The sequence below is a fragment of the Nostoc sp. NMS2 genome (assembly GCF_017115105.1).
In the GTDB taxonomy this organism is placed as follows: domain Bacteria; phylum Cyanobacteriota; class Cyanobacteriia; order Cyanobacteriales; family Nostocaceae; genus Nostoc.
In genome coordinates this window covers 62132-88252 of record NZ_JABXKH010000052.1, presented here as the reverse complement: position 1 = coordinate 88252, position 26121 = coordinate 62132, and the positions used below count along the sequence as shown (strand labels likewise).

Annotated in this window: 24 protein-coding genes; 12 read left to right on the top strand and 12 right to left on the bottom strand. The window is 42.6% G+C overall.

Annotated elements, in window-relative coordinates; genetic code table 11:
• A partial coding sequence (locus tag HWQ36_RS09950; RefSeq protein WP_292701339.1) for a hypothetical protein occupies positions 1-219 on the top strand: 219 nt, incomplete at its 5' end.
• A 108-nt stretch (positions 220-327) separates the two neighbouring features.
• Here the strand turns inward: HWQ36_RS09950 and trpB are convergent.
• Positions 328-1563, bottom strand: coding sequence for a tryptophan synthase subunit beta (trpB, locus tag HWQ36_RS09945; RefSeq protein ID WP_292701336.1), 1236 nt, complete (start codon positions 1561-1563; stop codon positions 328-330).
• A 453-nt stretch (positions 1564-2016) separates the two neighbouring features.
• On the opposite strand from trpB, the gene HWQ36_RS09940 reads away from it, so the two are divergent.
• Together HWQ36_RS09940 and HWQ36_RS09935 are read left to right on the top strand one after the other, a co-directional pair.
• Positions 2017-2364, top strand: a complete 348-nt coding sequence (locus tag HWQ36_RS09940; protein ID WP_179074202.1) for a translation initiation factor — start codon at positions 2017-2019, stop codon at positions 2362-2364.
• A gap of 140 nt (positions 2365-2504) precedes the next feature.
• Complete coding sequence (locus HWQ36_RS09935; protein WP_099065790.1) at positions 2505-2663, top strand: YqaE/Pmp3 family membrane protein; 159 nt, start codon at positions 2505-2507, stop codon at positions 2661-2663.
• A 236-nt stretch (positions 2664-2899) separates the two neighbouring features.
• On the opposite strand, the gene HWQ36_RS09930 is transcribed toward HWQ36_RS09935, so the two are convergent.
• The 4 genes from HWQ36_RS09930 to lpdA all read right to left on the bottom strand — a co-directional run bounded on the left by HWQ36_RS09930 (position 2900) and on the right by lpdA (position 6858).
• A complete protein-coding gene (locus tag HWQ36_RS09930; protein WP_292701314.1) occupies positions 2900-3568 on the bottom strand; it encodes a carbonic anhydrase in 669 nt (222 codons plus the stop codon).
• A 344-nt stretch (positions 3569-3912) separates the two neighbouring features.
• Positions 3913-4164 carry a DUF5340 domain-containing protein gene (locus HWQ36_RS09925; RefSeq protein WP_163929097.1) on the bottom strand — a complete coding sequence of 84 codons (252 nt, stop codon included), beginning with the start codon at positions 4162-4164 and terminating at the stop codon, positions 3913-3915.
• A gap of 226 nt (positions 4165-4390) precedes the next feature.
• Entirely contained in the window at positions 4391-5281 is an 891-nt protein-coding gene (gene trpC, locus HWQ36_RS09920) for an indole-3-glycerol phosphate synthase TrpC (protein WP_292701311.1), read from the bottom strand.
• Between the two features lie 152 nt (positions 5282-5433).
• On the bottom strand, positions 5434-6858 hold the full coding sequence (lpdA, locus tag HWQ36_RS09915) for a dihydrolipoyl dehydrogenase (RefSeq protein ID WP_292701308.1): 1425 nt from the start codon (positions 6856-6858) through the stop codon (positions 5434-5436).
• A 531-nt stretch (positions 6859-7389) separates the two neighbouring features.
• Between lpdA and HWQ36_RS09910 the strand changes: the two genes are divergently transcribed.
• The 9 genes from HWQ36_RS09910 to murF all read left to right on the top strand — a co-directional run bounded on the left by HWQ36_RS09910 (position 7390) and on the right by murF (position 20168).
• Positions 7390-9168 (top strand): SWIM zinc finger family protein, encoded by a 1779-nt coding sequence (locus HWQ36_RS09910; protein ID WP_292701351.1) that lies wholly within the window; start codon positions 7390-7392, stop codon positions 9166-9168.
• Between the two features lie 216 nt (positions 9169-9384).
• The gene (locus HWQ36_RS09905) at positions 9385-11181 is read left to right on the top strand and encodes a ShlB/FhaC/HecB family hemolysin secretion/activation protein (protein ID WP_292701348.1); all 1797 of its coding nucleotides are present in this window, start codon (positions 9385-9387) and stop codon (positions 11179-11181) included.
• Positions 11182-11859: 678 nt separating this feature from the next.
• Positions 11860-14496, top strand: a complete 2637-nt coding sequence (locus HWQ36_RS09900; protein ID WP_292701305.1) for an EAL domain-containing protein — start codon at positions 11860-11862, stop codon at positions 14494-14496.
• A 165-nt stretch (positions 14497-14661) separates the two neighbouring features.
• Positions 14662-15582 (top strand): histone deacetylase, encoded by a 921-nt coding sequence (locus HWQ36_RS09895; protein ID WP_292701302.1) that lies wholly within the window; start codon positions 14662-14664, stop codon positions 15580-15582.
• A 105-nt stretch (positions 15583-15687) separates the two neighbouring features.
• Positions 15688-15816, top strand: coding sequence for a hypothetical protein (locus HWQ36_RS09890; RefSeq protein WP_292701299.1), 129 nt, complete (start codon positions 15688-15690; stop codon positions 15814-15816).
• Positions 15817-15883: 67 nt separating this feature from the next.
• Positions 15884-17548: an ATP-binding protein gene (locus tag HWQ36_RS09885; protein ID WP_366828734.1), complete on the top strand. Its 1665-nt coding sequence runs from the start codon at positions 15884-15886 to the stop codon at positions 17546-17548.
• A 240-nt stretch (positions 17549-17788) separates the two neighbouring features.
• Positions 17789-17926, top strand: a complete 138-nt coding sequence (locus tag HWQ36_RS09880) for a hypothetical protein (protein WP_292701296.1) — start codon at positions 17789-17791, stop codon at positions 17924-17926.
• A 179-nt stretch (positions 17927-18105) separates the two neighbouring features.
• Positions 18106-18552 (top strand): tellurite resistance TerB family protein, encoded by a 447-nt coding sequence (locus HWQ36_RS09875; RefSeq protein WP_292701345.1) that lies wholly within the window; start codon positions 18106-18108, stop codon positions 18550-18552.
• A 263-nt stretch (positions 18553-18815) separates the two neighbouring features.
• Positions 18816-20168 carry a UDP-N-acetylmuramoyl-tripeptide--D-alanyl-D-alanine ligase gene (murF, locus tag HWQ36_RS09870; protein ID WP_292701293.1) on the top strand — a complete coding sequence of 451 codons (1353 nt, stop codon included), beginning with the start codon at positions 18816-18818 and terminating at the stop codon, positions 20166-20168.
• Positions 20169-20179: 11 nt separating this feature from the next.
• Here murF and HWQ36_RS09865 read toward each other — a convergent pair whose 3' ends face one another.
• From HWQ36_RS09865 to HWQ36_RS09835, 7 genes are all read right to left on the bottom strand, one after another.
• Entirely contained in the window at positions 20180-20368 is a 189-nt protein-coding gene (locus tag HWQ36_RS09865) for a hypothetical protein (protein ID WP_292701291.1), read from the bottom strand.
• Positions 20369-20468: 100 nt separating this feature from the next.
• On the bottom strand, positions 20469-21662 hold the full coding sequence (locus tag HWQ36_RS09860; RefSeq protein WP_292701288.1) for a serine/threonine-protein kinase: 1194 nt from the start codon (positions 21660-21662) through the stop codon (positions 20469-20471).
• Between the two features lie 365 nt (positions 21663-22027).
• Entirely contained in the window at positions 22028-23089 is a 1062-nt protein-coding gene (rfbB, locus tag HWQ36_RS09855; RefSeq protein WP_292701285.1) for a dTDP-glucose 4,6-dehydratase, read from the bottom strand.
• A 97-nt stretch (positions 23090-23186) separates the two neighbouring features.
• The gene (locus HWQ36_RS09850; RefSeq protein ID WP_292701282.1) at positions 23187-24182 is read right to left on the bottom strand and encodes a glycosyltransferase; all 996 of its coding nucleotides are present in this window, start codon (positions 24180-24182) and stop codon (positions 23187-23189) included.
• Between the two features lie 31 nt (positions 24183-24213).
• Positions 24214-24450 carry a hypothetical protein gene (locus HWQ36_RS09845; RefSeq protein WP_196516280.1) on the bottom strand — a complete coding sequence of 79 codons (237 nt, stop codon included), beginning with the start codon at positions 24448-24450 and terminating at the stop codon, positions 24214-24216.
• A gap of 4 nt (positions 24451-24454) precedes the next feature.
• Positions 24455-25156: a DUF6391 domain-containing protein gene (locus HWQ36_RS09840; protein WP_292701275.1), complete on the bottom strand. Its 702-nt coding sequence runs from the start codon at positions 25154-25156 to the stop codon at positions 24455-24457.
• 488 nt (positions 25157-25644) lie between these two features.
• A complete protein-coding gene (locus tag HWQ36_RS09835) occupies positions 25645-25908 on the bottom strand; it encodes a helix-turn-helix transcriptional regulator (protein ID WP_012410583.1) in 264 nt (87 codons plus the stop codon).
• Positions 25909-26121 lie beyond the last annotated feature (213 nt).

The window sequence follows — 26121 nt, the reverse complement described above, 5'->3', positions numbered from 1 at the left end:
GCAAATCCTTATTCATTAGAGTTGAACTACAGGTTTCAAGATAGACGTGGTTTAAATAGCATAAATTTCTCCACTAAAGCCTCTGTGCGACTAGCTTTGGTGGAGGAGTTAGAAATCCTTCAACACGTAACACCCGTGCAATATATTTTGCACGCCACTGTTCTCGCTTTTTTGTTACTTTTGCATCTGGTCGTAAGCTTCGATCTCAGTAGCCGATAAAATACCTCTGTAGCAATCTTTCAATGTTTTCCAGACGCTGATGCAGCACAGATACCTAGCCATGACGATCGCTAACAATTTATCGATTTGCGGATTGTCTTAGTAGATTTACGCTGGATCTAATAACTTAGCTACCGTTTGTACATCTTTGTCACCGCGTCCAGAACAGTTAATTACAATTCGGGGACTGCCGCTTAGTTGGGGACATAAGGTTTCGAGATATGCGATCGCATGGGCTGTTTCCAATGCTGGGATAATCCCTTCCAATTTCGATAATTGCTGGAATGCAGCCATTGCCTCTGCATCCGTCACACTATAGTATTCAGCGCGACCAGTATCTTTCAAATAGCTATGTTCTGGCCCCACACCGGGATAATCTAACCCTGCACTAATTGAGTGCGCCTCAATGATTTGCCCATCCTCATCTTGTAATAGATAGCTCATTGCTCCGTGCAGTACACCAACCCGTCCTTTTGTCAAGGTTGCTGCGTGTTTTTCGGTATTAACACCTTCTCCTGCTGCCTCAATCCCAATGAACCGTATAGAAGACTCATTCATAAACTCATAGAATAGTCCCATTGCATTGGAACCACCACCCACACAAGCCAAGAGAATATCAGGTAGTGTGCCCCACTTTTCCATTGCTTGGGCGCGAGTTTCTTGGCCAATGACTGCATGGAAATCACGTACCATCATCGGGTAGGGATGGGGCCCTGCTACTGAACCCAGGATGTAATGAGTTGTTTCCACATTTGTTACCCAATCGCGGATTGCTTCAGAAGTGGCATCTTTCAGGGTTCCAGTTCCCGCTTCCACCGGACGCACTTCAGCCCCCATCAACCGCATTCTGAAAACATTTAAAGATTGGCGTTCCATATCATGAACGCCCATATAAATTACGCATTCCAGCCCAAAACGAGCGCAAACTGTGGCTGTAGCAACTCCATGTTGTCCAGCACCAGTTTCGGCAATAATCCGTTGCTTACCCATGCGTTTCGCTAACAAGACCTGACCAAGGGCATTATTGATTTTGTGAGCGCCAGTATGATTTAAATCTTCGCGCTTTAAGTAAATTTGCGGCCCTGTGCGATCGGGACGGGCATAATGAGCAGTCAGGCGTTCAGCGAAATACAATGGTGTGGCGCGTCCCACATAGTCTCGTAACAACTGCTGTAATTCTGCTTGAAAACCAGGGTCATTGCGGTATTGCTGATAAGCTGTTTCTAATTCAGCCAGGGCAGGCATCAGCGTTTCAGGTACATACTTACCGCCGAAGCGTCCAAAGCGACCTAGTGCATCAGGAATCTGAGCAGTTGAACTTGGAGAGAGGGGAGTGGTAGTCACAGGCTGTTTTCCATGAGGGGAATGACTTAATTATTATAGAAAAGTCTGGAGCATATCTGGGGATTAGGGACTGGGGAAAGAAGCCGGGGAGCAGGGGAGCAGGGGGACAAGGAAGGGGGAATTATTGAACAAGTCTCCCCCCTCTTCCTTGTCTCCCTTGTCTCTTCTTTATACCTAATGCCCAATGTCCAACCCCTCGCAATGGATTTGTAATGTTAGCCTATAAATAAGTTGGCGCGAAAAAACCCAAGTACTATATTACAAAACGTAAAGAGACTTAAAGCCCTTACTAATAACCAATACTTCGACTACGCTCAGTACAAGTGACAAATGACAAATGACAGCCTTTGCCAGTTAGCTTTAACTGCGCCGACCTACTGAAATTGATATCCCAGCAGAATGGTCGCGTAGAAGTTTCCACTGCCTTTGAAATCTTTCTTAAACATTTATTTTATGTCTTCTTCCAATTCTAAATCTTCTGACAAAAGCTTCGTTTACCGCGAATTTGGTAACGACAACTCCGCCGCCACAGAAAGACCAATTCCAGAACTGCCCCCACAACAACAAAATCTTAAAGTACAAGCTTCCCGTAAAGGACGCAAAGGCAAAACTGTCACAGTGATTAGCGGTTTTCAAGCTAAACCAGAAACCTTGGCAGATTTGGTAAAGCAGTTGAAAACCCAGTGTGGGACAGGTGGGACACTTAAAGATAACGAAATTGAAATTCAGGGCGAACACAAGCAGAAAATTGCCGAGATTTTGACCAAGCTAGGTTATAAAGCCAAAATTAGCGGTGGCTAATATTGAGTGCGGTTTACCACATGTTAACTGTTACCTAGATTGAGAAATGGAATGTTATCTTTGAGAAGTACAAATATGCTTGAACAGTGGTGAATTACTTCGCTAACAAGCTTTTTTGGTGAGATAAACAGGAGGTCTAAATGGATTTAGTTCGGATTCTGTGTGCCATTTTCTTGCCGCCTTTGGGAGTTTTTTTACAAGTAGGTTTTGGTATAGATTTTTGGATCAATATAGTATTGACGCTTTTCGGTTACATTCCTGGAATTATTCATGCAGTATGGATAATTGCTAAGAAATAATTCTTTGTACGAGTAGCTTGGGTGTAACCATCTCGACAGAGGCAATTAATTAATTGCCTCTACAAAATTTTTGAGTTTGATGTCTGCACGGATATATCACAGATACCATATTTTTTTGAATTAAAAAACTCTAAAGACATGATTTATCGTGTCTATAAAACAGGAGTCAGAATAATGCCTCCTGAGTTCTGAATTCTTCTCATAAAGTATTAATCTCTGTGACAGTCAATCCCGAATTAGCTGTCATTTTTTAACATTGCATAGAGTCTAAATTCTAGAAGCAAGGGGCAGATGTGTAATTGCCATTGCACAGTTGAGATATTCAAATCTTTGATTAAGCCTGTGCGTATATCTAGTACCCAGCCATGAACCATAGGCGCTTTTCGCTCATAAAGTGCCTGACGCATGATAGAAGTCTGGTACAGATTTTTCACTTGCGCCACCACATTGATTTCTGCCAAACGATTCAGACGTTCTTCTCTGGTTGGCAAAGCATCAATTTCTTCTTGTTTTTGTAAATACAGTTCCCGAATTGGATTTACCCAGTTATCAAGAATTCCGATGGTTCTCCCTTCTAAAGCTGCTTTAATTCCTCCACAGTCGTAGTGACCACAAACGATAATATGTTCCACCTTAAGATGTAAAATTGCGTATTCTAAAACAGCTAAAAAGTTAATATCCGTTAGAGAAACTTGATTTGCAATATTACGATGAACAAATAATTCTCCTGGTTCTGTACGAGTCAGGTTTGTTAAGGGTAAACGACTATCAGAACACCCGATGTATAGAAAAGGTGGTGTTTGTCCCTTAGATAATTCTTGAAAGTAAGTTGGATCTATCGCTAATTTCTCCGCAACCCAAGCCTGATTATTTCTGAAGAGTTCATCAATGCTGTTATATTTCATCTTTCGTCAAATTGGAGAGAGAATCTCATAAATATTTTAGCTGAATTACAGTTTCCGCTAAATCAGTATGAACTTGTTGCAATCTAAAAATTTGAGAAAGATGACAGTCTTTTTCTATAGTATTAATCTAATGATTGTATAAATTGTAAACAAGCGAGTTAGGATTTAGAGAGAAAATAAGTATATATAGCAATCCTAAATCATTCGTGAAAAATTAGATCCCCGACTTCTTCGAGAAGTCGGGGATCTGGACATTTAATACACAGAGACATTTATTTTATGATAATAGTAAATTATCTTAACAAAGATGCCAAATTTGAGGTTGAGATATTAAGTTATCAGCTTCAATCGGGGGCAACAACTTTGCTACCGTTATGATGGTTGATTGACCAACGATGATCGACAGTCACAGAGGAAAATTCGCAAATTTCTTCTAGTCGTTTTTGTTGTACCGCAGCTTTACGGAGAGTAATAATTAGTTGATTTACCTGATGTCGTAAATCTGGATTATCATTTACTGCTAACATAGTTTGTCTTTCTAAAAGTTGAAGTATAAGTTCGTAGTGAATAGGTGAAGGTAGAGGAATTTGCTCCATGAAGTTATATTTTGATTTCATATTTGGAATTTTCTCTTAGTCAAATTTTATCTCTTGTAAATGAATTGTTACATACTAAATAACTAGTTGCTTATGGCTTTGATTTGATTAGCGATGAAGATTTGGCAAAGATATTGATAATATTTGACAGCAAAGTGCTGCGTGTCTACGCATAGTGTGCCCCATTAGTTGCCCTGCAATAAGAGGTACAGGGGAGGTGTTTATTTTAGAAATTCTTTGGTAATATACTGGCGATCGCAGCGCCGGGATCGGGTTGTTTTACCAAAGATTCTCCAATGAGTACGGCAGATGCACCTGCCGTAAGCACTAAACTTAAATCATCTGGGTTGTGTAGTCCTGACTCGCTGACAACAAGGATGTTTTTCTCCTGCAATTGGCTACCTCTTGCAGCCAAAAGTTGGCAAGTAGTTTGCAGATCAACAGAGAAATCTTCCAAATTGCGATTGTTGATTCCTACTAAGGAGACTCCATCCAAGGCTAACACACGGTCAAGTTCTGCCAAGCTATGGACTTCAATCAAGGCTGCCATTTTCAGGTTGTTAGCAATTTTAAGGAAGTATTTCAAATCTTGATCGCCCAGGATAGCCGCAATCAATAAAATCGCATCTGCACCATGAATCCGCGCTAAGTATATCTGGTAAGCATAAATGATAAACTCTTTGCATAATAGGGGCAAATCTACAGCAGCCCGAATCTTGGCTAAGTTTTCAAAACTACCTTGAAAGAACTTGACATCGGTTAGCACCGAAAGACAACTAGCACTACCTTGCTGATAAGATTGGGCGATCGCTACTGGGTCAAAATCTTCTCGGAAAACGCCTTTACTTGGTGAAGCTTTTTTAACTTCGGCAATCAATGCTGGTTTAGTCTTGCCTTGGCGCAAAGCAGCGACAAAATCACGGGTTGGAAGCGCAGTGAGTACCTGCTTTCGCAATTCTTGCAAAGGAACCTTTTCCCGCATCAGGTCATATTCTACTTCTTTCTGCCAGACAATTTCTTCCAAAATGTTGTTTGGCGCTGAATCAGGTACAGCAGCCTGATAACGCAATATAGACACGTCAATAGCTGGGTTAGGGGAACGACGACGGATTTGCATAATTAGTCATTTGTCATTTGTCATTTGTCATTGGTCATTTGTCACTTGTACTGAGCGACTTGTGCCGAGCGAAGCCGAGGTAAGTCGAATTATTGGTCATTGGTCATTTGTCCTTGTTTATTGACAAAGGACAAATGACAGAGGACAAATGACTAAATGGCTCGTTTATAAGCTTCGTCTAGGACTTCCGAGAGTGTCGGGTGGGCGTGAACTAGATGTGCGAGGCTTTGGACGGATTGACGGTTGGCGATCGCGGCTGACGCTTCATGAATTAAGTCTGAGGCGTGCAGTCCGAAAATGTGAACGCCTAAGACTTCTCCTGTGTCTTTGCGATATATCACTTTGGCTATACCGTCGGCTTCATTTTCTGCCAACGCTTTGGAATTCCCTTTGAAGTAACTCCGACTTGTGGCGATTTCAAACCCTTCGGTTTGTCCCAACTCCTTCGCGGCGGTTTCTGTTAAACCTACATAGCTGACTTCTGGGTGGGTAAAAGCTGCTGCGGGGATGCTGCGATAGTCTACTATTCTTTCCCTCCCAATTATATTTTCTACCGCGATGATGCCCTGAGCAGAAGCCGCATGTGCTAACATCATCTTCCCATTAGCATCGCCAATTGCCCAGACATTTGGCACTACTTCACCAGCTGATAACACTGCCATGCGATCGTCAACTGGGATAAAATTCCGCCGATCGAGTTCTATACCCACAGACTCCAAACCGAGATTTTTGGTCGCCGGGATGCGTCCTGTAGCTACCAAGCAAGCATCTACTTCGATGACATCTACATCTTCTTTGGTTTTGAAATCTGCTAACTCAATTACCACTGGTGAACCAGGGGTGACTTTTTTGGCGTATATCCCTACTTTGGTTTCAATATCGCGGGGAGTAATCAGCACCCGTTCGGCAAGTTTGGCAATGTCGCGGTCAAATCCTGGCATTAACTGATCTAGGGCTTCAATCAAGGTGATTTCACAACCCAAAGCTGAGTAAATATCAGAAAATTCCAAGCCGATGTAACCACTGCCAATAATCGCTATCCAGTCGGGTAAGGACTCTAACTTCACTCCTTGGTCGCTGGTGAAGACAGTTTTGCCGTCTACTTCAATCCCTGGAGGTACAAAAGGAATTGAACCAGGGGAAAGGATGATGTCTTTGGCTGTGATGATTTTTTCACCACCATCTCCAGTGACAGCAACTTTTTGTGCCCCAGCGATTTTTCCCCAACCCCTGATAATATCGACTCCTAGACGTTTGAGACTGTTGGTTAAGTCCCCTTGAATTTTCGAGACGAGACTATTAGCATGATTAGCGATCGCTTGGCGATCGAATTCCACACTACCAATTTGAATTCCCAGCGATTTGAGGTGGTGGGCATTGCGTAACTCCCGCACCCGTCCAGATGCCGCCAGCAGCGCTTTAGAAGGAATACAACCCCGATTAACACAGGTTCCTCCCATATCAGCAGCTTCAATAATCGCTGTTTTTAAACCACAACTTACGGCGTGTAAGGCTGCGCCATGTCCGCCTACACCAGCGCCGATAATGACTAAATCGTAATCAAATCCTTGACTCACGTTAGGTTCCCCGTCTGCTTCGCCTATTTATTCTCAACTTGACCGACAATCAGCGCAACCCCTTTAACAGTTATCAGTTATCAGTTGTCAGTTTTGTTGCTGGGTTTAAACCCCCAGCATCTAGTTATCAGTGAACACTGGAAACTGCGAACTGATTTAAATCCCCTACCATCTACCTGATAACTATTTACTGATTTAACGTTCGGGTGTTGCTAACTTTAATTATGATTCACTGACTTCGGGCGAAAAGATGGACGTTTTAAGTAATTATAGTCAAATCTAGATACTTATTTTTTTTTATACTCTAAAAGTGAGATGGGGGGATGAGGGGATGAGGGAGATGAGGGAGAAGGGAGCAAGGGAGCAGTGAGCAAGGGAGAAGAGTTTCCCCCTGCCCCCCTGCCCCCTGCCCCCTGCCTCCCTGCCCCCTGCCTCTTTATCAATGCCCAATGAATGACTTTACAGCACGATCGCCTAACACCTAAGCTGGATTTAGGATTCATCCAGAGGATTTACACAGGCGATCGCTCGATGTCTATTCCCCAAATTACTGAATTTACTATCCGCCGTCATGCGAATGCCAAATCTTTCCAACGCGGCGAGGCATATTATGAGGCTGGTGCTGTTCATGCTGTTACCCAACGTGGTCATCTGCTTCAGGCGGAAGTTGCAGGTACTGAAGCAAGACATTATCATGTCAATCTGAGTTTCGATAGCAGTGGGTTAACCTCAGCAAACTGCACCTGTGCCTACAATTTTGACGGGTGGTGCAAACATATTGTTGCGACTATGCTTGTCTGTGCGCGTGATTCAGAAAGTATTGAGCAGCGCCCCACCCTAGAACAACTACTCGATCGCTTGGATCATATCCAAACTCAAAGGCTGCTGCAAGAGTTGGTAAAAGAATATCCACCACTAATTGACGCAATTGACCGTCATGTAGGTTGGATGACGAATCCTATTGCCGAGGAAACAATCATAAGACCTGTGCGCCGCCGGACTATTGATCCGGCTCCTTTTCGGCGGCAAGTCCGGCAAATTATCCGGGATGCTGTGCGCTTCTTTGAGGAAGGGTGTGAAGAAGACCCAATTGCCGAAGAATTGGTAAGTGTGGTGCAAACTGCGGTAGCTTTTAGTGAACGAGGAGAAGGTGAAAATGCGATCGCTATTTTAGAAGCGATTACCTTTACTTGTGTGAAAAATTGGGACGACATCGCAGACTACGGCGCTGAAAATGATGAAATTCTTGGGGAATTAAATGAGGCTTGGTGTGAAGCAATTCTGACTGCTGAACTTACTCCAGAAGAAAAAGTTGATATTCAAATAAATTTGGAAGCTTGGCAAGATGAGTGGAATGCTGATTTTGGCCTAGTTATGGAAGCTTTACGCCAAGGTTGGGATTATCCGCCCCTAGTGCAAGTTCTCCAAGGTAATATTACCGAAAGGGGAGCTTGGGAAGAAGACGTGCCAGACTATGCAGATGATTTGGCACTAATTCGGCTAAAAATTCTTGAACGTCAAGAACGTTACCAAGAATACCTCTATTTAGCAGAAGCAGAAGGACAAACCCAGCAGTATCTCACAATGTTAGGGCGTTTGGGCAGAGTGGAAGAAGCAATTGATGCTGCTCAAACCCAGATGAACTCAATGGAAGAGGCTTTTGCCCTAGCGAAAGCACTAAGCGAACAGGGGGCATTACAGCAAGCACTAGATATAGCCCAGAGTGGGTTAAATTTACCAGGTAATTGTCAGTACGAATTAGGAATTTGGACAAGTGATTTAGCTGTTGAGTTGGGTAATAGTGAAGCTACTTTATTAGCAATTAAGGCGGCTTTTCAAGTCAAGCCTTCTTTTGTTGACTACGAAAGGATGGCAGAATTGGCTGGGGAAAACTGGGAAACTGTCAAAACAGACCTGCTGAGAATTATTCGTACTTCTTATAGTAGTTGGGGAACAGAATCAGCCAAGGTAGATATATTCTTGCATGAGGGGCTAATTGATGATGCAATTGCGATCGCTAGTGAACTCAGTTCTTATTATTCAGAATTGATTCATCGCGTCATGAATGCCGCTATCCCTCACAATCCTACTTGGGTGATTGCTAATGCGCGTCGCCGGGCCGAAAAGATTATGGATGGAGGGAAGGCAGAATATTACTACTATGCAGTTGAATGGTTAAAAAAAGTCCGCGCCGCCTACTTGGAATCTGGGAAAAAAGCTGAATGGTTAAGCTATCGGGAAAACTTGATGCAAACCCACGCTCGTAAACGTAAATTGATGGGAATGTTTCAGCAAAGGGATATGGAGTAAAAACTATTATTTTTAAGTTTTCATTTGATGGGTTGTAGAGACGCGAAACTTTGCGTTTCTAGAAGGCTTTGATGACAACCAACTAATCAAATTGAAAGCTTTTAAATTGAGATTTGCCCAAGATATCAACTTTAACGGCAAAAGATGAAGTAAGATTCACATCTGAGAGAGTTTCCGTATAATCCCATAGTTACTGACAAAAAATAGTCCAGTGTGATGATTAACAAATATCCTCAGAATCCTATAGCGTCCCACTTACCACTGAGTATGCTTGTATTACTCAGCAGCATATCTTCTAATCCACTGAAAGCTCAGGCTGTTGATACTACACAATTACCAACTAGTACTTTCATCCTTTCACAACAACAACTCCCACCACCACAAGATTTACAACCACCTGTACCTTCGCCACTTCCGTCACCTGAACTGCCTCAGCAACTTCCCCCACCAGCAGAACTATTTCCCCCCTCTGTCCCAACTCCCCCACCTGATGAACCACCCCTTGGCAACTTTCCTCAAACTATTGTTGTTGAACGGTTTGAAGTTCTTGGTAGCACAGTTTTCAGTCCCGAAGAGTTAGCCCTCGCCACTGCTGAATTTATCAAACGACCGATCTCGCTGACCCAAGTTTATCAAGCACGTTCTAAAATTACCGATCTATACGTTAGAAATGGTTATATTACCTCTGGTGCATACATCCCACCCCAAACAATCAAATCTGGTGTTGTAAAAATTCAGGTGGTTGAAGGGAAATTAGAAGATATTCAAGTAACTGGAACTCGGCGGTTGAATCCGAATTATATCCGCAGCCGCCTAGCAATAGCGACATCAGCGCCTCTGAATCGGCAGCGTCTACTAGAAGCACTGCAACTTTTGCAACTGAATCCTTTGATTAAAAACGTGTCTGCTGAACTCTCAGCAGGCTCGCGGAATGGTTCGAGTCTTTTAGAAGTCAAGGTGAATGAGGCAAAAACCTTTAGTAGCCAGATAATTCTTGATAATGGGCGATCGCCTAGTGTTGGCAGTTTTCGCCGCCGATTACAATTAAATGAAGCCAACTTATTGGGATTGGGAGACGCTTTAGGTGTCGCTTACACTAATACCGATGGTAGCAACTCCTTGGACGCGAACTATACATTACCACTCAATCCCCGCAATGGGACACTTACCTTCAACTATGGCATCACATCAAGCAATGTCATTGAACCTCCTTTCAACGTTTTAGATATCCACTCAGATTCTCGCTATTACGAACTGACATTCCGCCAGCCAATAGTTCAAACTCCGACACAAGAATTTGCCCTTGGGTTGACAGCCTCGCGACGGGAAAGTGATATTTCGTCATTTCTACAGAGAGAAGGGCTTCCCGGCTCTGTACTTTCGCCTGGGGCTGATGAACAGGGACGCACCAAGGTATCTGCATTCCGATTTTTTCAAGAATGGACGAGTCGTAACAGCCGTCAAGTCATCGCCCTCCGCTCTCAATTTAGTTTGGGTATAGATATCTTGAGTCCCACGATTAATCAAGATGCTCCCGATAGCCGTTTTTTTGCTTGGCAAGGGCAAGCGCAGTGGGTACGCCTTTTAGCTCCTGAAACCTTAATGTTATTTCGTTTAAATACGCAACTTGCATCTAGAACACTTCTGCCTTTAGAGCAATTTGGCTTAGGTGGACAAGATAGTATTCGGGGCTATCGTCAAGATTACCTGCTGACGGATAATGGCACTTTTGTCTCTGCGGAAGTTCAAGTACCAATTCTGCGCTTACCTAAGATAGATAGCACGTTACAGGTTGTTCCCTTTGTGGATTTTGGTGTTGGCTGGAATAGTTCGGATAGAGAGAATCCCAACCCTAATACTTTAGCTGCTGTTGGTCTGGGGTTGCGTTGGTCACAAGGCGATCGCTTCACTGTTCGTCTTGATTGGGGCGTTCCTTTAATATCAGTTGAATCAAATGAAAGAACATTACAAGAAAAAGGTCTGTATTTTAGTTTACTCTATAATCCTTTTTAAAATTTAGGTGTTAGAAACAGTTTATTCTCCTTGCCTCATCTACAATAGGCTTCTCTAACGAGACGCTACGCGAACACCAACGGGGGGTTTTTGCCACTAAAAAATAAAAATCAGACGGTTATTTATATAATTCGGAGTTTCCCCACCACTCAGAATAAAAATCCGTAAATATACTATGTATTCTATTCAGTGTTTGATTTTATTCTGGGTATCCTAAGAAAGACAAGGTTTGGCTAAATAGACGAAGGGACAAAGCTTATAACTGATCTTTGGGACTTCCAGTTAAAAAAATTTCCAACCAACCATCGTGGTTGTAGGGTGTGTCATTGCGACAACGTAACGCAACTGTTATCTGTAGGTGGTACGTTACTTGCCATAATATACCCTACTGGATAATTTATTTTTTGGAAGTCCAAATAAGTCTAGAAAACAGCTAAAACTTATACCGCAAAAACTGATTAAACAATAAGCCATATTATTCAAGAGGTCAATCATAAATAGAATGGTTCGTTTGCAACTCACACCAATTTTGCGATGCCTGCGGCGGGCTACGCCTACGGAGGTGGTGACAATTTTTATGAAGCAAGTTTTCCTAGAAGTTAAGACTTTCAGAGCGCACTTCTAGGAGTTGTATTTTTCAGACTAAGACAAAAATATATGAGAATTTGAGGAACAGCCATGCTAGGAAATGAGCGGGAAAAAATACGCCATCTGTTGGTCATCAAAGACCTGCAAGGGCGGAGAACTGTCCCCCTGCGAGAGACTACTTATTCTCTGGGGCGGCATCCTGCAAACACCATTGTCTTGGTTTCCCGGTCAGTATCAATGCAACACGCAATTTTGTTGCGAGTAACTGTTCCAGAGACTGACCAATATGGCTTCCAGATTATTGATGGCAACTTTAAGGGTAAAGGAAGTACTAATGGCTTATTTATAAATGGTACTAAATCCATTTCTCATAATCTTAGAAATGGAGATACCATTTCCTTTGGCAGTAATCAAGCTCAGGCTAAATATTATGCTATTTCTAACATTTCCGAAGAAGCATATTCTGAATCTTTTGATGTTGAAGACTTATCTGGTTTCCTATCAGAACAAGCCAGTCCTGCCAATCCTTTTCAAACCCTAGCGATCGATCCCAGCTTAGAAGCAGCTAGTGAGTCTGCCTTAGCTCGCCTAGCATCCTTCCCTGAACTCATCCCCAATCCAATTATTGAGATGGATTTCGAGGGAATAGTGACTTATATCAATCCTGCTGCTGCTCTCAAGTTTCCCAAACTCAGGGAAGTTGGGACAGAACACCCAATATTAGCAGGACTCTTGAGTACAGTTAAGAATTTAGAAAATAATTCTTTTGTGCGGGAGGTGGAAGTAGATACAGAAGTTTTTGAACAATCCGTTCTCTACCTTCCTCAAAGTGATTTAATTAGAACTTTTATTATTAGGGATATTACAGAGCAAAAACAAGCTACAGCCGAATTGCGTCAGCGCGATCGCTTGCTGCAAGCAGTTGCAGAAGCCGCTAATTATTTGCTGGGGGAAATGAATTACGAAACTGGTATTGAGCGGGCTTTAGCTGTACTGGGCGAAGCTGCCAAGGCAGATCGGGCTTATCTTTTTCAGAACCATCCCCATCCTGCTACAGGGGAAAAAGCAGTCAGTTTGCGGTTTGAATGGACGCAATCTTTGATTGAATCTACCCACCAGCATTGGCAGAATCAGCTTTATCAAGGTTCTGGATTAGACCGTTGGTATACTGTTCTCTGTAGCGGCCAGTCAATTAGCGGACTCACCCAAAAATTTCCGATCGCCGAACAAGAATTCCTGATTAGAGATGGCATCCAATCCCTTCTTTTAGTGCCTCTCCGGTTGGAGAATGAGTGCTGGGGATATCTTGGCTTGGCAGACTGCACCTTTGAGCGTCATTGGTCAAAGCACGAAGAATCTACCCTTTTGACAATGGCGGCTAGTATCATTGGTGCGCGGCAGCGTCAGCAAGTAGAAGAAAAGATTCGCTATCAAGCTCTCCATGATATGTTGACAGGGTTGCCCAATCGCCTACTATTTAACGAACTGCTTAGTAAAACTCTGCCCAACGCCACTCGGAATGACGAAAGTTTAGCTGTGATCTTCCTCGATCTGGATCGCTTCAAGGTTATTAACGACACTCTGGGGCATACTTTGGGAGACCAATTGTTAAAAAGCGTCGCTCAAAGATTACAAGATTTACTCAGAGGGGGAGACACCATAGCCCGTTGGGGAGGCGATGAATTTACTATCCTACTGCCGCGAGTCACTGATATTGAAGAAGTAACGCAAGTGGCGTACAGAATTTTACAAACCTTAGAAGATCCTTTTCATCTCCAAGGGCATGAACTTTATGTGACTGCCAGCCTCGGTATTGCATTGCTTGATAACAACAGTCCTGATGCCGAAACACTAATCCAGCACGCAGATGCCGCTTTATACTACGCCAAAGACAAAGGGCGAAATAACTATCAATTTTATAGTGTTTCTCTGAGCGCCAAGAATCCTGAACTTCTGACTTTAGAAAAGAGTTTGCGCTATGCCCTAGAACGTGAAGAATTTACGGTGTACTATCAGCCTCGTGTGAACATTGCCACAGGAGAAATTACTGGTATGGAGGCTCTGTTGCGTTGGCAGCACCCAGAAATGGGATTGGTTGCACCCAGTGTTTTCATTCCTCTCGCCGAAGAAAGCGGATTAATTATCGCCATCGGCGAATGGGTGCTACGGACAGCCTGTATACAAAATAAAACCTGGCAAGATTCAGGATTGCCACCTATAACTATGGCTGTTAATCTTTCTCTGAAGCAGTTCCGCCAACCCAAATTGGTGGAGATTATAACCACAGTTTTAGAGGAAACGGGTCTGAAAGCCCACTTTTTAGAATTAGAAATTATGGAAACCACAGCCATTGAGGACTTAGGTTTTACCAGAACGGTGTTAGAGGAGCTAAAGCAGATGGGTGTTCACATCTCCATTGATGACTTTGGTACGGGTCATTCTTCGCTCTCGCGCCTACAGCTTTTGCCACTCCATAATCTCAAAATAGATCAGTCTTTCATGAAAGATTTGCAGCCGGATTCTAAAGTAACTCATATTATCAAGGCCATAGTTACCTTGGGACAAAGCTTGGGATTGAAGTTGACAGCCGAAGGGGTGGAAACAGAAGAGCAATTGGAGTTCTTGAAATCTATTAACTGTGATGAGATACAGGGTTATTTATTCTACCGCCCACTTTCTGAACAGAAAGCAACAGAAATCCTCGAAAGTAAACGACCAACTCTCTAGTACCAGTAACGATACAATAGCATTCATCATAATTCGTAATTCATAATTGAATAAGGGTTGATACCCCCGTTTCTATAAACAGCTTGTTTTGTGTCGGGGTTAAAATTCGGTCACAAGACATAATTACGAATTACGAATTACGAATTACGAATTATTTATTGTCCTATGCTGCCAGTCATTTATTCCGACGAATTTTTAGATCACAAAACTGGAAAATACCATCCCGAAAAACCAGAACGTTTAAGTGCGATCGCTAATGCCCTAAAAGCAGCTACATTCGCAGATAAAATTGACTGGCGATCGCCCACACCAACATCAGAACAGCCATCACTGATGTCTATGTTGGTTAAAGCTCATAGCCCAGCCTACATCAAAAAACTTTGGCAAATCGCTTCTAGTGGTGGCGGCCCTTTGGATGGAGATACGCCAGTTTCCCCACGTAGTTATGATGTGGCATTGCTGGCAGTCAGTGCATGGTTGGATGGTGTCGAGGCTGTATTAAAGTCGGCTAATCCAGCTTTTGTATTAGCACGTCCCCCAGGACATCATGCAGAAAGTAATACTGGGATGGGCTTTTGCCTATTTTCTAATGCTGCGATCGCTGCTTTCTTTGCCCTCGAACAACCCGGAATTAACCGCGTCGCCATCCTCGATTGGGATGTGCATCATGGTAATGGTACTCAGGCGATCGTCGAAACCCAAGCACGCATCGCCTACTGTTCCCTACATCAATATCCATGCTATCCCGGTACCGGGAGAGCCACAGAACGCGGTTTTCATAATAATGTATTAAATTTACCAGTACCTCCTGGTAGTGATATTGCAGTATATCAGCCACTATTTGAAAAACAAGTCATACCGTTTTTAGCCAACTTTCAAGCGGATTTACTGATTGTGAGTGCTGGTTATGATGGCAATGCCGCAGATCCTCTAGCAAGTATCAATTTGCAGCCAGAAGACTATGCTTTATTTACTAATTATTGTCTAGGGCTAACTCGTAAAATTCTGTTTGGCTTAGAAGGTGGTTACGATTTTGATACTCTTTCTCAATCAGTTGTAGCGACGATTGAACCCTGTTTACTTTAAGCTTTTGTTGTTTATCCCATTTCACAAAATACCTGATATAAACCTCATCTATGTTGAAACCTAGAGTTTTTTAAAAGATATATATATTTATGTAGGTTGGGTGGAGTGAAACGCAACCCAACATTATCACCAAATTTTATGTTGGGTTACGCTATCGCTGCACCCAACCTACAAAACTACGGTTCTCAAGGTAGACGAGGTTTAGATACTTGCGATCGCAGTTACCAAGGATAATAGCCTCAACTCTCTGTGAGGATTTGGGAACACTAGATACTGACGCGGTTATGGCTGACCTATCGTTATGAAAATTTCTCACAAACTGGTAGGAAGCTTTGTTGGTGTTTCCTTATTAACGAGTGTTGTTGGTGCAGTTGCGATCGCCCAAAGCCAGAAAATTGCTGAAACTCTAGCGATCTCAGAAGCTGAACACGTTGCCCAAGTGATTGCTACTTCAATCGCCCATAATGCTTATTACGATAAAAAACCTATTTTTATTGAACGTTCAGACGAACTGCAACACTACACCAATTTGCTGCACGATCTGCAAAAGCGTGACATTGTGGTAGTCAATCGGCAAAAACTGATTTTGGCAGATGCCGTTCGTGAAAATGTCGGCACCATTTTTGAGCATGACCAAGGCAACGAAATTCAGCAAACAATACAGGATGGCAAGACCAGAACCTTTTTGGAAAACAGTGTTGATTATCCCCAAGGAATTAAACTCATTGTCATTCCACTGAAGGGTGAACAAAATCAGGTCGATGGTGCTGTCATTCTAGAGTGGTCATCGCTGTATGATCAGGCGATCGCCCAAGCTCGACCGACAATGATTGTGATCGTTATCACCAGTTTAGGTTGTGTGATTTTGGCATTAATTCTAGGATGGAAAATTTCGAGCAGTATTGCCAAACCACTGCAATTGGTGACAGAGGTGGCGCAGCAAGTCACCCAGAATTCTAACTTTGACCTGAAAATTCCCGTGATTACCAAGGATGAAACAGGCATCCTCGCGACTGCATTCAATAATCTGATCGAAAGCGTCAAAACACTGCTGACTGAAAAAGAGCAACGTTCAACAGAACTTCGGCAAGCTTTAACTCAGCTTCAAAAAACTCAACTGCAACTAGTTCAAACTGAAAAGATGTCGAGTTTGGGGCAACTGGTTGCTGGAATTGCCCACGAAATTAACAATCCTGTCAATTTTATTCATGGTAATATTACCCATATTGATAGCTACACTCAAGACCTGCTGAAATTGATTTACTGCTATCGGGCACACTACCCGAATCCGCCCCAAACGCTCCAAGCAACTTTGGATGATGTGGAACTCGACTTTCTGAATGAAGACCTGATCAAAGTGCTGCAATCGATGAAAATTGGCACTGAGCGGATTCGGGAAATTGTTTTATCTCTCCGTAACTTCTCCCGCCTGGATGAATCTGAATTCAAAGCTGTTGATCTTCATGAGGGTATTGAGAATACACTGCTGATTCTGCAACATCGCCTTAAGGCAACACCAGAGTCTCCAGTAATTGAAGTAGCTAAAGACTATAGTCAATTACCTTTGGTTGAGTGCTATCCAGGACAACTTAATCAGGTATTGATGAACTTATTGATAAATGCGATCGATGCTTTGCAGGAATCTGACCGACAACAGATAAAAGCCGATGGACAAAAACAGCCCAGTAAAATTTGGATTTCAACTCACGTGACGGCTGATAATTGGGTGCAGATTGCGATCGCCGACAATGGATCGGGGATAACTGAAACAGTGCGAACACGCATTTTTGATCCTTTCTTCACCACCAAAGCTATCGGCAAAGGAACAGGTTTGGGCTTATCCATCAGCTACCAAATAGTCACAGAAAAACATCATGGCAAGATATGGTGTGATTCCACGCTAGGAGATGGTACAAAATTTGTGATTGCAATACCAGTTCATCAATCTGAACCAATGCCGAGTTGAGATGTTAGGGGAGTAGAGGAGAAGTTGTAGTAAGTCTTTCGCTCTGCCTCTGATGCCCCATGCTTAATGCACTTTTTTGTCAAGTTCATCAAATCTTCAGAAATAAAAAGTTTTAATGGGGTTCTGAAAGAGCTAAAGTTTTGTTAAGATGCAATTGCTAGCAGTTTTTCAACGAAATTCACCTATCAGGGTGTGGAGAAATAAAAAGTACTAGCAGCACAAATTTCAAAAGGTGAAGCAATGACCACCTACATTTTTTTCGGTGAAGCCCTACGGATGCTGACTAATGCCTATTTGTTATCAGCAGTACTGTTAATAGCAGCTTCTGGTATAGGTTTAGCGGTAATTGAAACAATAGAAAAGGCAGAAGAACGCTAAGTTTACAAATGGCAATTGTAGTTCTTGCCAAAAGCCCTTGGGTGCAAGTGTTCGCTGTGGATAAATCTTGGGAATACTAAAGCATGAAAGTCTCACAGCGTTACAGCCTTATCTGTAAATCTACCAAACATACAGGTAACTGTACCGCTATTGAGACTCTAACCAAGGAGTTACTACAGATGGGTCTATTCGACGCTGTGTTGGGTACAGAAAACCAAACCCAAACAGCACTCAATTCAGCCGAAGCTTTTGCTGTTATTGTCTTGGCGGCAACAGCTTCAGACGGTTATCTTTCTGTTGAGCAAGCAAATTCTATCACTTTTGTGCTGTCTCGGATGAAACTTTTTACAGGTTATCCTCATGAGATGATGAACAGGCTGTTTGACCAAATATTGGGCATTCTCCAGGGGGATGGTTTTAATGCTTTATTTGATGCAGCCAAGGATTCTCTATCTCAAGACTTGCGGGAAGCAGCCTTTGCAGTAGCCACTGATTTAGTCTTAGCTGAAGGTGTTGTAGCTGAAGAAGAAAAAAGCTTCTTAAATGATCTATATCAAGCTTTAGGTGTTTCTCGTGAGATAGCAGTACAAATAATGGAAGTAATCTTAATTAAAAACCGGGGATAGGACAATAAAACATCTGCTTAATTAAACTATTTGACACTCTCAGCACGCTTTGTGACTGAGTTTTATGCTTACTGAGTATTTCTATAAATAGCTTCTAAAAAAGGCGTGCCAAAGGACTTAAGCTTCTTTGGCACTATTTTTGGTGTTATTGTGAATAGGCTGAAATTTAGGACTTTTTCGAGAAATCGCAAATCTTGTTGTTCAATCTAGTATTGTGTCATAATTCGATTTTATAATTTTGAACTTTAAATTGTAAATTACTTATGCGTTGTTCTGCCACTCTAACCCAACTGGTTGAAGTTCTTTTGGCCAGTCCGATAAACTTATCTGAAACTGCTTTAACACAAGTAAGTTGCGGTATACAAACAGATAGCCGTACCCTAAAGCCGGATGAAGTATTTGTCGCTTTGCGAGGCGATAAGTTTGATGGACATGAATTTGTGCCAACTGCGATCGCAAAGGGTGCAATAGTTGCAATTGTAGATTTTGAATACGAAAATCCCGGTTTTCCGGTATTACAGGTAAAAGACACCCTCCAGGCATATCAGAAAATCGCCAGATGGTGGCGCGATCGCTTTAATATTCCTGTAATTGGCGTAACAGGTTCTGTGGGTAAAACTACAACCAAAGAATTGATCGCCGCAGTTTTAGGAACAAAGGGACGAGTTCACAAAACTTATGGAAATTACAACAACGAAATTGGTGTTCCGAAAACTCTCCTAGAACTTGGCACAGAAAACGATTACGCTGTGATTGAAATGGCGATGCGGGGTAGGGGACAAATTGCCGAACTGACACAAATAGCGCGTCCAACAATTGGAGTAATTACCAATGTAGGGACGGCACATATTGAATTACTGGGTTCCGAAGAAGCGATCGCTGAAGCAAAATGTGAGTTATTAGCTGAAATGTCTGCTGATAGTGTGGCAATTCTCAACCACGACAATCCTTTATTAATGACTACTGCGGCGAAAGTTTGGCAAGGAGAAGTTTTAACTTACGGCTTTTCTGGTGGGGATATCCAAGGGCAGTTAATTGATAACGACCAGGTGGAAGTTGCAGGAATCCAACTGCCTCTACCTCTACCTGGTCGTCACAATGCGACTAATTTCTTAGCAGCTTTAGCAGTGGCAAAGGTGTTGGGAATCGATTGGGCAAGCCTGAAAGCAGGTGTGGAGGTAGATATGCCCAAGGGACGATCGCAGCGATTTACCTTGCCCAATGATGTGATAATCTTAGATGAAACTTATAATGCTGCACCAGAAGCAATGATTGCAGCGTTGCAATTATTGGCAGACACACCCGGAAAGCGGAAAATTGCCGTATTGGGGGCAATGAAAGAATTAGGAGAGCGATCGCAGCAATTGCACCAGCGAGTGGGAGAAACAGTACGAAAGTTGAATTTAGACGGTTTGTTGGTCTTGGTGGATGGAGAAGATGCCGAAGCCATGGCTATTAGTGCCGAAGGTATCCCATCGGAATGCTTTGCAACTCATGCCGAGTTAGTGGCTAGGTTGAAGACATTTGTGCAAACAGGCGATCGTTTATTATTCAAAGCCGCTCATTCCGTGGGATTAGATCGGGTTGTCAATCAGTTACGTGCAGAATTTTATTAATGAATCTACCACTAGAAACCCAACGTCTCATACTGTGAGGGTAAGCTACGTTCTTTATCTTTTACATCTTTGAGATTCGCAAATGTGCCTGGACTAAGTAGTTCAAATAATCGTGATTCAATCTCCTTGCTATCAGGCGCTGGTGCCGTTACACGATGGCGAAAGTCTGGATTCCCTTGTTTTTTCCGTGGTTTACTCATGACTCAACTCAGCACCCTTGTGTTGAGTTGAGCCAATTAGTGGGCCCCTCTTGACAAGACTCTATTTTTCTTAACTTGATATTTACCCAAAAGACTTAGCTTACATTGCAGATTTGAGCAAAGCGATCGCTCGAACCCACAGCATAATACTAATAGGCGCTCCAATGAGAATACCAGCGATCGCCCAGCCTCTTTGATGGGCTTTGAATTGTTCAATACTGCGCCAATGCCTACTTTTCCAAGCCCATTCATTGCCTTTTGCACCGAGTGCGATCGCCATTAACCACCAACCGTGTGGTACAAAACAGAATAGCCCATACCATACCTGATTCGGCCACATCCACAACCAAGGCATAAGAAATGCGCCCCAGTTCCAACCGAGAATTTCCTCTGGGACTATTTCATTCTGATTACTTATGCCGCATCCAGAATTGTTGATTATTTCTGTTAGCGGTAAAAGCTGATTTCTGTTTGCAGATTTCACAACCAGACCAGATTTTAGAGCATTCAGCGCTTGGCGGGCATCAGGAAATCGTTGTTCGGGAGCGGGTTCTATTAACTTTTGTAGCCAACTGGCAAAACTAGGACTGAGATGAACTCGGTCTGTAAATTGCAGTCGCAAATCCTGCTGAGGTAAATCAGAGGGGCAAGTCCCAGTGAGCAAATGAATCAGAGTCGCACCCAGTGCATAGAGGTCGGAAGCTGGAACTGCTCGGCCACCAAATTGTTCCATTGGGGCATAACCATAAGTACCCACAACGGTGAAAGTAACGCCTTCCCTTGCCGCTTTATCCTGAACTGCGCCAAAATCAACTAAATAAATCCGATTATCTTCGCCCCAGATTAAATTACTCGGTTTAATATCTCTATGTAACACCCCTGGATTTAACTCATGTAGATACATGAGAATATTTAAAATCTCACCGGCGATTTTTCTGGCTCGCTTTTCAGTAAACCTTTTGCCAACAGCAAGTTTTTCTTTAAGCGACTCACCAGGGATATATTCTTGTATTAAGGCAAACCAGAGTGTGCGATCGTCGATACAAAAATAATCTATATATCTAGGAATACGGGGATGACTTAACTGTTTAAGAATTTGCGCTTCCCTCTCAAAAAGTTTTAAATCATCCCACTGTACAGTACCGCCAAAGGCTAAAAGTTTGACCACAACGGTCGAATTTTCGCCATCAGAGGCTTGTAAATCCAATGCTTGCCAAGTTTGACGAATCCCATTGTCACCAAGTTGACGTTGGATTTGATAACGATCTTGTAATATCTGTTCTGGTTGCAGCATCTTACACCTGCTGGCAGTTTACGCTGATCTAATTCCCTTATATTCAAGGATAGTCATTATCTAGAGAAATTGTGGGAACGAGATAATTTTAGGATTTATGCAAAACCAAACGCTGTAGGGCAATTCATGAATTGCCCTAACAAGAAAGTTTTTCTTTTCGGCTATTGTTTGCGTAAGTCCTGAATTTATTGAAAAAGGAGTACCTAAAGCCGTGAGAATAAGTAAGGCAGCAGGGGAGACAGCAATATGAGCCAGAAGCTAGTACCAGCAAGAATACCAACACCAGGAAAAATTTTAAGTCGAGTTAGTTCCTCATAAAAATTTGAGAGCGTTACTCGTGAGAGTTAGCCCAATTTTAGGTCATTCTACAGATAATTTTTGCGATAGTAAACTTGATATTCCGCAGACAGCAGAGGTTCCCACCAATCACGATGATTGAGATACCATTCAACAGTTAAACGTAAACCCTCAACAATTGTTACTGAAGGTGTCCAACCAAGCTGAGTTTTAATCTTGTTCGCATTAATTGCATATCTCCTGTCATGTCCCTGTCTATCCTTGACAAAAGTAATCAACTCCTTTGCTGGATGCACTGGTAAATCAGGTGCTAATTCATCCATCATTTGACACAAAAGCTGCACCAGGTTGAGATTTTCCACCTCATTGTTGCCACCAATATTGTAGGTTTCCCCTGGTTGACCATGATTGATTACCACATCCAAAGCACGACAATGATCGCCCACATAAAGCCAATCACGCACATTTTTACCATCGCCATAAACAGGTAATGATTTACCTATCAAAGTGTTGATACACATCAGGGGAATTAGCTTTTCGGGAAATTGATAAGGCCCGTAATTATTAGAGCAATTTGTGATAATTGTCGGAAGTTTATAAGTGTGATAATAAGCACGCACTAAGTGATCGCTACCAGCTTTTGAAGCTGAATAGGGACTATTAGGAGCGTAAGGTGTAGTTTCAGAAAAAGCTGCATCATCTGCGCCCAAACTACCGTAGACTTCATCAGTCGAAACATGTAGGAAACGATAATCAGATGGCTGTGCTTTAGCCTCCCAATATTGGCGAAAAGCTTCCAGCAGCGTGAAAGTTCCCACCACATTAGTTTGCACAAAAGCCGCCGGCCCAAGAATTGAACGGTCAACATGAGATTCAGCAGCAAAATGGGCGATAGTATCTATATTTTCCGTTGATAATAACTCGTCTATGATGGTGCGATCGCAAATATCCCCCTGCACAAACCGAAAACTCTCTCTTCCCTCAACCAACGCCAAATTCAGACGATTCCCCGCGTAGGTAAGCGCATCCAACACCACCACCCGATCATCTGGATAAACCTGACACCAGTGATGGACAAAATTCGCCCCAATAAACCCCGCACCCCCAGTAACTAATAACCGCCGACTCATTCCATTCCCTCTCTTCTCTCTGTGTTGCGCCAGTTGCTACAAGTCGGGGAACCCGCCCAACGCACTGGCTTCTCAGCGCCTCTGCGGTTCGTTTATATTACTTAAAATATTTCTTCCTCAGCTTCCCATATATCCTCTGAGCGAGTAATTTCGCCATCCGTATTTTCGTCAAACTCTTAATATTAGATGGCTGTTGAATCTTATGATCAAAAAACTCATTTAACTCATCCAGAATAACTTGGAAACGCTTAATAATATTTTCAGTCCGATGCTCAGTGAAAAAATCTTTAGATAAACTAAAAGCTGCTGAAGAATCAATCACTTTCAGAATACGTTGCACATCATATTCTTGAGAATATCCAGCAATTTTATAGCAATTAAATCCAGGATCTAAGTAATCTGCCAGTCCCCCGTTAACACTAGAAAATACTTGACAACCACAAGCAAGAGCTTCCATTGGTTGTAGACCAAATCCTTCACTAACCCCCTGTTGTGCCCAGTACTCAGCCGAATCATAGAGGTAAACCTTAGCTCGGTTAAATAGTCCAGGTAAATCCTCTATGTATGAATCAACAACCAATACTTTACAACGTTTTTGCAACGCTGGAATCAATTCTTTAATTAAATACTCAGAAGATTTTCGAGCCTGGACTAAAACATCAATATCCCGTTCCAGACCTAAATTTTTAAACTCATCAGAAATTTGATTCGGCAAATAATAAATGAGAGAATTAGGCGATTTTTCACCCCAATATCCCATTGTATAGCGGCTAACAGTGATGATCGGAATACTTGCGGGTAGGGTAAATGGATAACCTGCACTATGTGCATGGTAAACAACATTGTACTGGTTAAGTTTAGCCACGAGTTGAGCTACATCAAATCCCCAACTAATGACAAAAACTACATCACTTAAATTTTTATCTTTTAGCAAATCATCAAGAAAAAGCTTACCTTTTTCCTGTTGACGGTAAGTTACAACATCTGCACTACAGAACTGCTGAACCAGATTAAGTGCTTTTAATTCAGCCCAAAGACCACCACAAGCAAATTTGCCATCTGTACCGGGGAGTAAGAAGTAAAGTTTTCTCATAATTTTTAAGGAGATATTTAACCTTATGTTCTTACATCCAGGGAGCATTATCCATCAAAGCATCTAACATCTTCTGGAAGTTTTGACGGAATACTACGGCTAATAAACCGCAGAACATTGTAGTTGCTGCCATCACCCACCAAAAGTGAGTGACGTGCCATAAGCCGCCGAACAGGGCAAAGATGATTAGTCCAGCGCCAGCGCCCCCTGCAAACAGTAGAGTTGTTTCTTTAGCGGTTTCTTTGAAGGTGCGTGGTTTTGATTCCATAAGATTACTCTTGCCAGCCCACTTTAACAAAATGTGCCTCACGCCCCCAAACGTCGCGTGTACGGGTAATATTTTCAATTGCTAGGTTAAAAGGAATGGCTGTTGTTAGGTAACGCTGGGCCATAGAACCTAAATCAGGTGCGAGTTCAGCTGCTGTCGTCGCTGCTAACCCCAAACCAATAAGTTGCTCGATTGGTCGAAATGGTAGTAACAGATGTACACCAACTGCTAGTCCAGCTGTTAAGAGCATTGCTACTGATAAATTTGTGCCGCAACGGGGATGTACAGCTAAATCCCATTCTCCATTGGTAAGGCGATGTCGAGCAAGTGTTACCGCACGCCGCAAATCACTAATATTTACTTCACCATAAAGGTAAAATCCATGCTCAGTAGATAAACCGCCTAATAGTTCGTTATCTAGTTGAACGTTACTAGCTTCTCCTTGAGCAGGATGGCCACTTTTTGATTCGCTAAGAACCCAAACAGTAGCGTGTTCTAAGGCGTGAACCTGCCGAATCATCAAAATTTCTTTCAACCCTGGAATAAATGATAGCTGCCTGAGTAGGTCAGCATCTTGTGTGGGTTGCGGAAAGTCTAGGGGACGGTATTCTGGGTTCGGAACTTTCTCAGATACAGGTGTCGTAAGATCAAAGTTAAAAAATTCAAAGGGAGACGAGCCACCTTGAAAAGAAGCAGAAGTATTCATTGGAACACCACTCTCCAAGCCGATGGAGCAATATAGATTTCTCTCAAATGTAACGCTTGCACCACTGAATTGTTGCTAATTTTTGTGGTTAATTGTTGAGTTTGGGCATGGGGCATTGGGCATGGGGGAGGCAGAGGGGCGGGGGGAGATGAGGGAGCAGGGGGACAAGGGGGACAAGGGGACAAGGAGGAATTATTAAACAAGTCTCTCCCTTGTCTCCCCCCTCTTCCTTGTCTCCCTTGTCTCTTCTTCATGCCCTGTTTGGCCAATCCCCAGTCAATTTGGAAAGGAATTCTTTGTTATAGTTTCCGAGTCCGAGGGTCAGCTGGCTCCACTAACATAAACTCCGGCTGAGTGAAGGACTCGGAACTTTTGGTAGAGTGTTCACACTGAAAACTTAGGCGTGAGGAGGGAAACAATTAGTTAACCTCAAAATTGGCTTGCAATTTTACCAGACCAGAGCAATTACGTTGCTACTAGTAAATTGTTTATTCGATCTGGTTAGGCAGAAGACAGCAATTGACATCATTTAAACAGACTTTGCCCCACTGTAAGGCCCAACGGACAAGAGCTACTCGATTTTCGGTCTCGGTCTTGGTCAGAATATTACTGATATGGTTATCAACTGTACGTTTGCTAATCTCCAGTTTTCCTGCAATCTCTTGGTTAGTTAAGCCAGCGGCCACTAGGTCGATAATTTGCAGTTCTCTGTCTGACAGACTAACGGGGGTCTCAGACTTGCCACCAGCCATGACTATTTCTATCCTCCTTTGGTATATGTACTTAATCGCTCTTTCTAATTCTAGAAGATTCTTTTGTTAGTAGGGGTTTCAAGTGTTAGCAGTAATACTATTGTCAATATTTTCTTTGGATTTCAAGTTGGCAATAATATAAATCACGACAATATATAAGTATTATACAACACTTCTTTTTGTCTATAACTTAGTATAAATGTTTAGATAATT

What these genes read in the sequence shown, in the direction of transcription:
- HWQ36_RS09910 (WP_292701351.1), top strand. Translation starts at nt 7,390, where the DNA reads ATGTCTATTCCCCAAATTACTGAATTTACTATCCGCCGTCATGCGAAT.
- HWQ36_RS09865 (WP_292701291.1), bottom strand. Translation starts at nt 20,368, where the DNA reads ATGAGTAAACCACGGAAAAAACAAGGGAATCCAGACTTTCGCCATCGT.
- trpC (WP_292701311.1), bottom strand. Translation starts at nt 5,281, where the DNA reads ATGCAAATCCGTCGTCGTTCCCCTAACCCAGCTATTGACGTGTCTATA.
- HWQ36_RS09940 (WP_179074202.1), top strand. Translation starts at nt 2,017, where the DNA reads ATGTCTTCTTCCAATTCTAAATCTTCTGACAAAAGCTTCGTTTACCGC.
- HWQ36_RS09935 (WP_099065790.1), top strand. Translation starts at nt 2,505, where the DNA reads ATGGATTTAGTTCGGATTCTGTGTGCCATTTTCTTGCCGCCTTTGGGA.
- HWQ36_RS09905 (WP_292701348.1), top strand. Translation starts at nt 9,385, where the DNA reads ATGATTAACAAATATCCTCAGAATCCTATAGCGTCCCACTTACCACTG.
- HWQ36_RS09850 (WP_292701282.1), bottom strand. Translation starts at nt 24,182, where the DNA reads ATGAGAAAACTTTACTTCTTACTCCCCGGTACAGATGGCAAATTTGCT.
- HWQ36_RS09875 (WP_292701345.1), top strand. Translation starts at nt 18,106, where the DNA reads ATGGGTCTATTCGACGCTGTGTTGGGTACAGAAAACCAAACCCAAACA.
- rfbB (WP_292701285.1), bottom strand. Translation starts at nt 23,089, where the DNA reads ATGAGTCGGCGGTTATTAGTTACTGGGGGTGCGGGGTTTATTGGGGCG.
- HWQ36_RS09835 (WP_012410583.1), bottom strand. Translation starts at nt 25,908, where the DNA reads ATGGCTGGTGGCAAGTCTGAGACCCCCGTTAGTCTGTCAGACAGAGAA.
- HWQ36_RS09885 (WP_366828734.1), top strand. Translation starts at nt 15,884, where the DNA reads ATGAAAATTTCTCACAAACTGGTAGGAAGCTTTGTTGGTGTTTCCTTA.
- HWQ36_RS09860 (WP_292701288.1), bottom strand. Translation starts at nt 21,662, where the DNA reads ATGCTGCAACCAGAACAGATATTACAAGATCGTTATCAAATCCAACGT.
- HWQ36_RS09840 (WP_292701275.1), bottom strand. Translation starts at nt 25,156, where the DNA reads ATGAATACTTCTGCTTCTTTTCAAGGTGGCTCGTCTCCCTTTGAATTT.
- HWQ36_RS09895 (WP_292701302.1), top strand. Translation starts at nt 14,662, where the DNA reads ATGCTGCCAGTCATTTATTCCGACGAATTTTTAGATCACAAAACTGGA.
- HWQ36_RS09900 (WP_292701305.1), top strand. Translation starts at nt 11,860, where the DNA reads ATGCTAGGAAATGAGCGGGAAAAAATACGCCATCTGTTGGTCATCAAA.
- murF (WP_292701293.1), top strand. Translation starts at nt 18,816, where the DNA reads ATGCGTTGTTCTGCCACTCTAACCCAACTGGTTGAAGTTCTTTTGGCC.
- HWQ36_RS09925 (WP_163929097.1), bottom strand. Translation starts at nt 4,164, where the DNA reads ATGGAGCAAATTCCTCTACCTTCACCTATTCACTACGAACTTATACTT.
- HWQ36_RS09880 (WP_292701296.1), top strand. Translation starts at nt 17,789, where the DNA reads ATGACCACCTACATTTTTTTCGGTGAAGCCCTACGGATGCTGACTAAT.
- HWQ36_RS09845 (WP_196516280.1), bottom strand. Translation starts at nt 24,450, where the DNA reads ATGGAATCAAAACCACGCACCTTCAAAGAAACCGCTAAAGAAACAACT.
- HWQ36_RS09930 (WP_292701314.1), bottom strand. Translation starts at nt 3,568, where the DNA reads ATGAAATATAACAGCATTGATGAACTCTTCAGAAATAATCAGGCTTGG.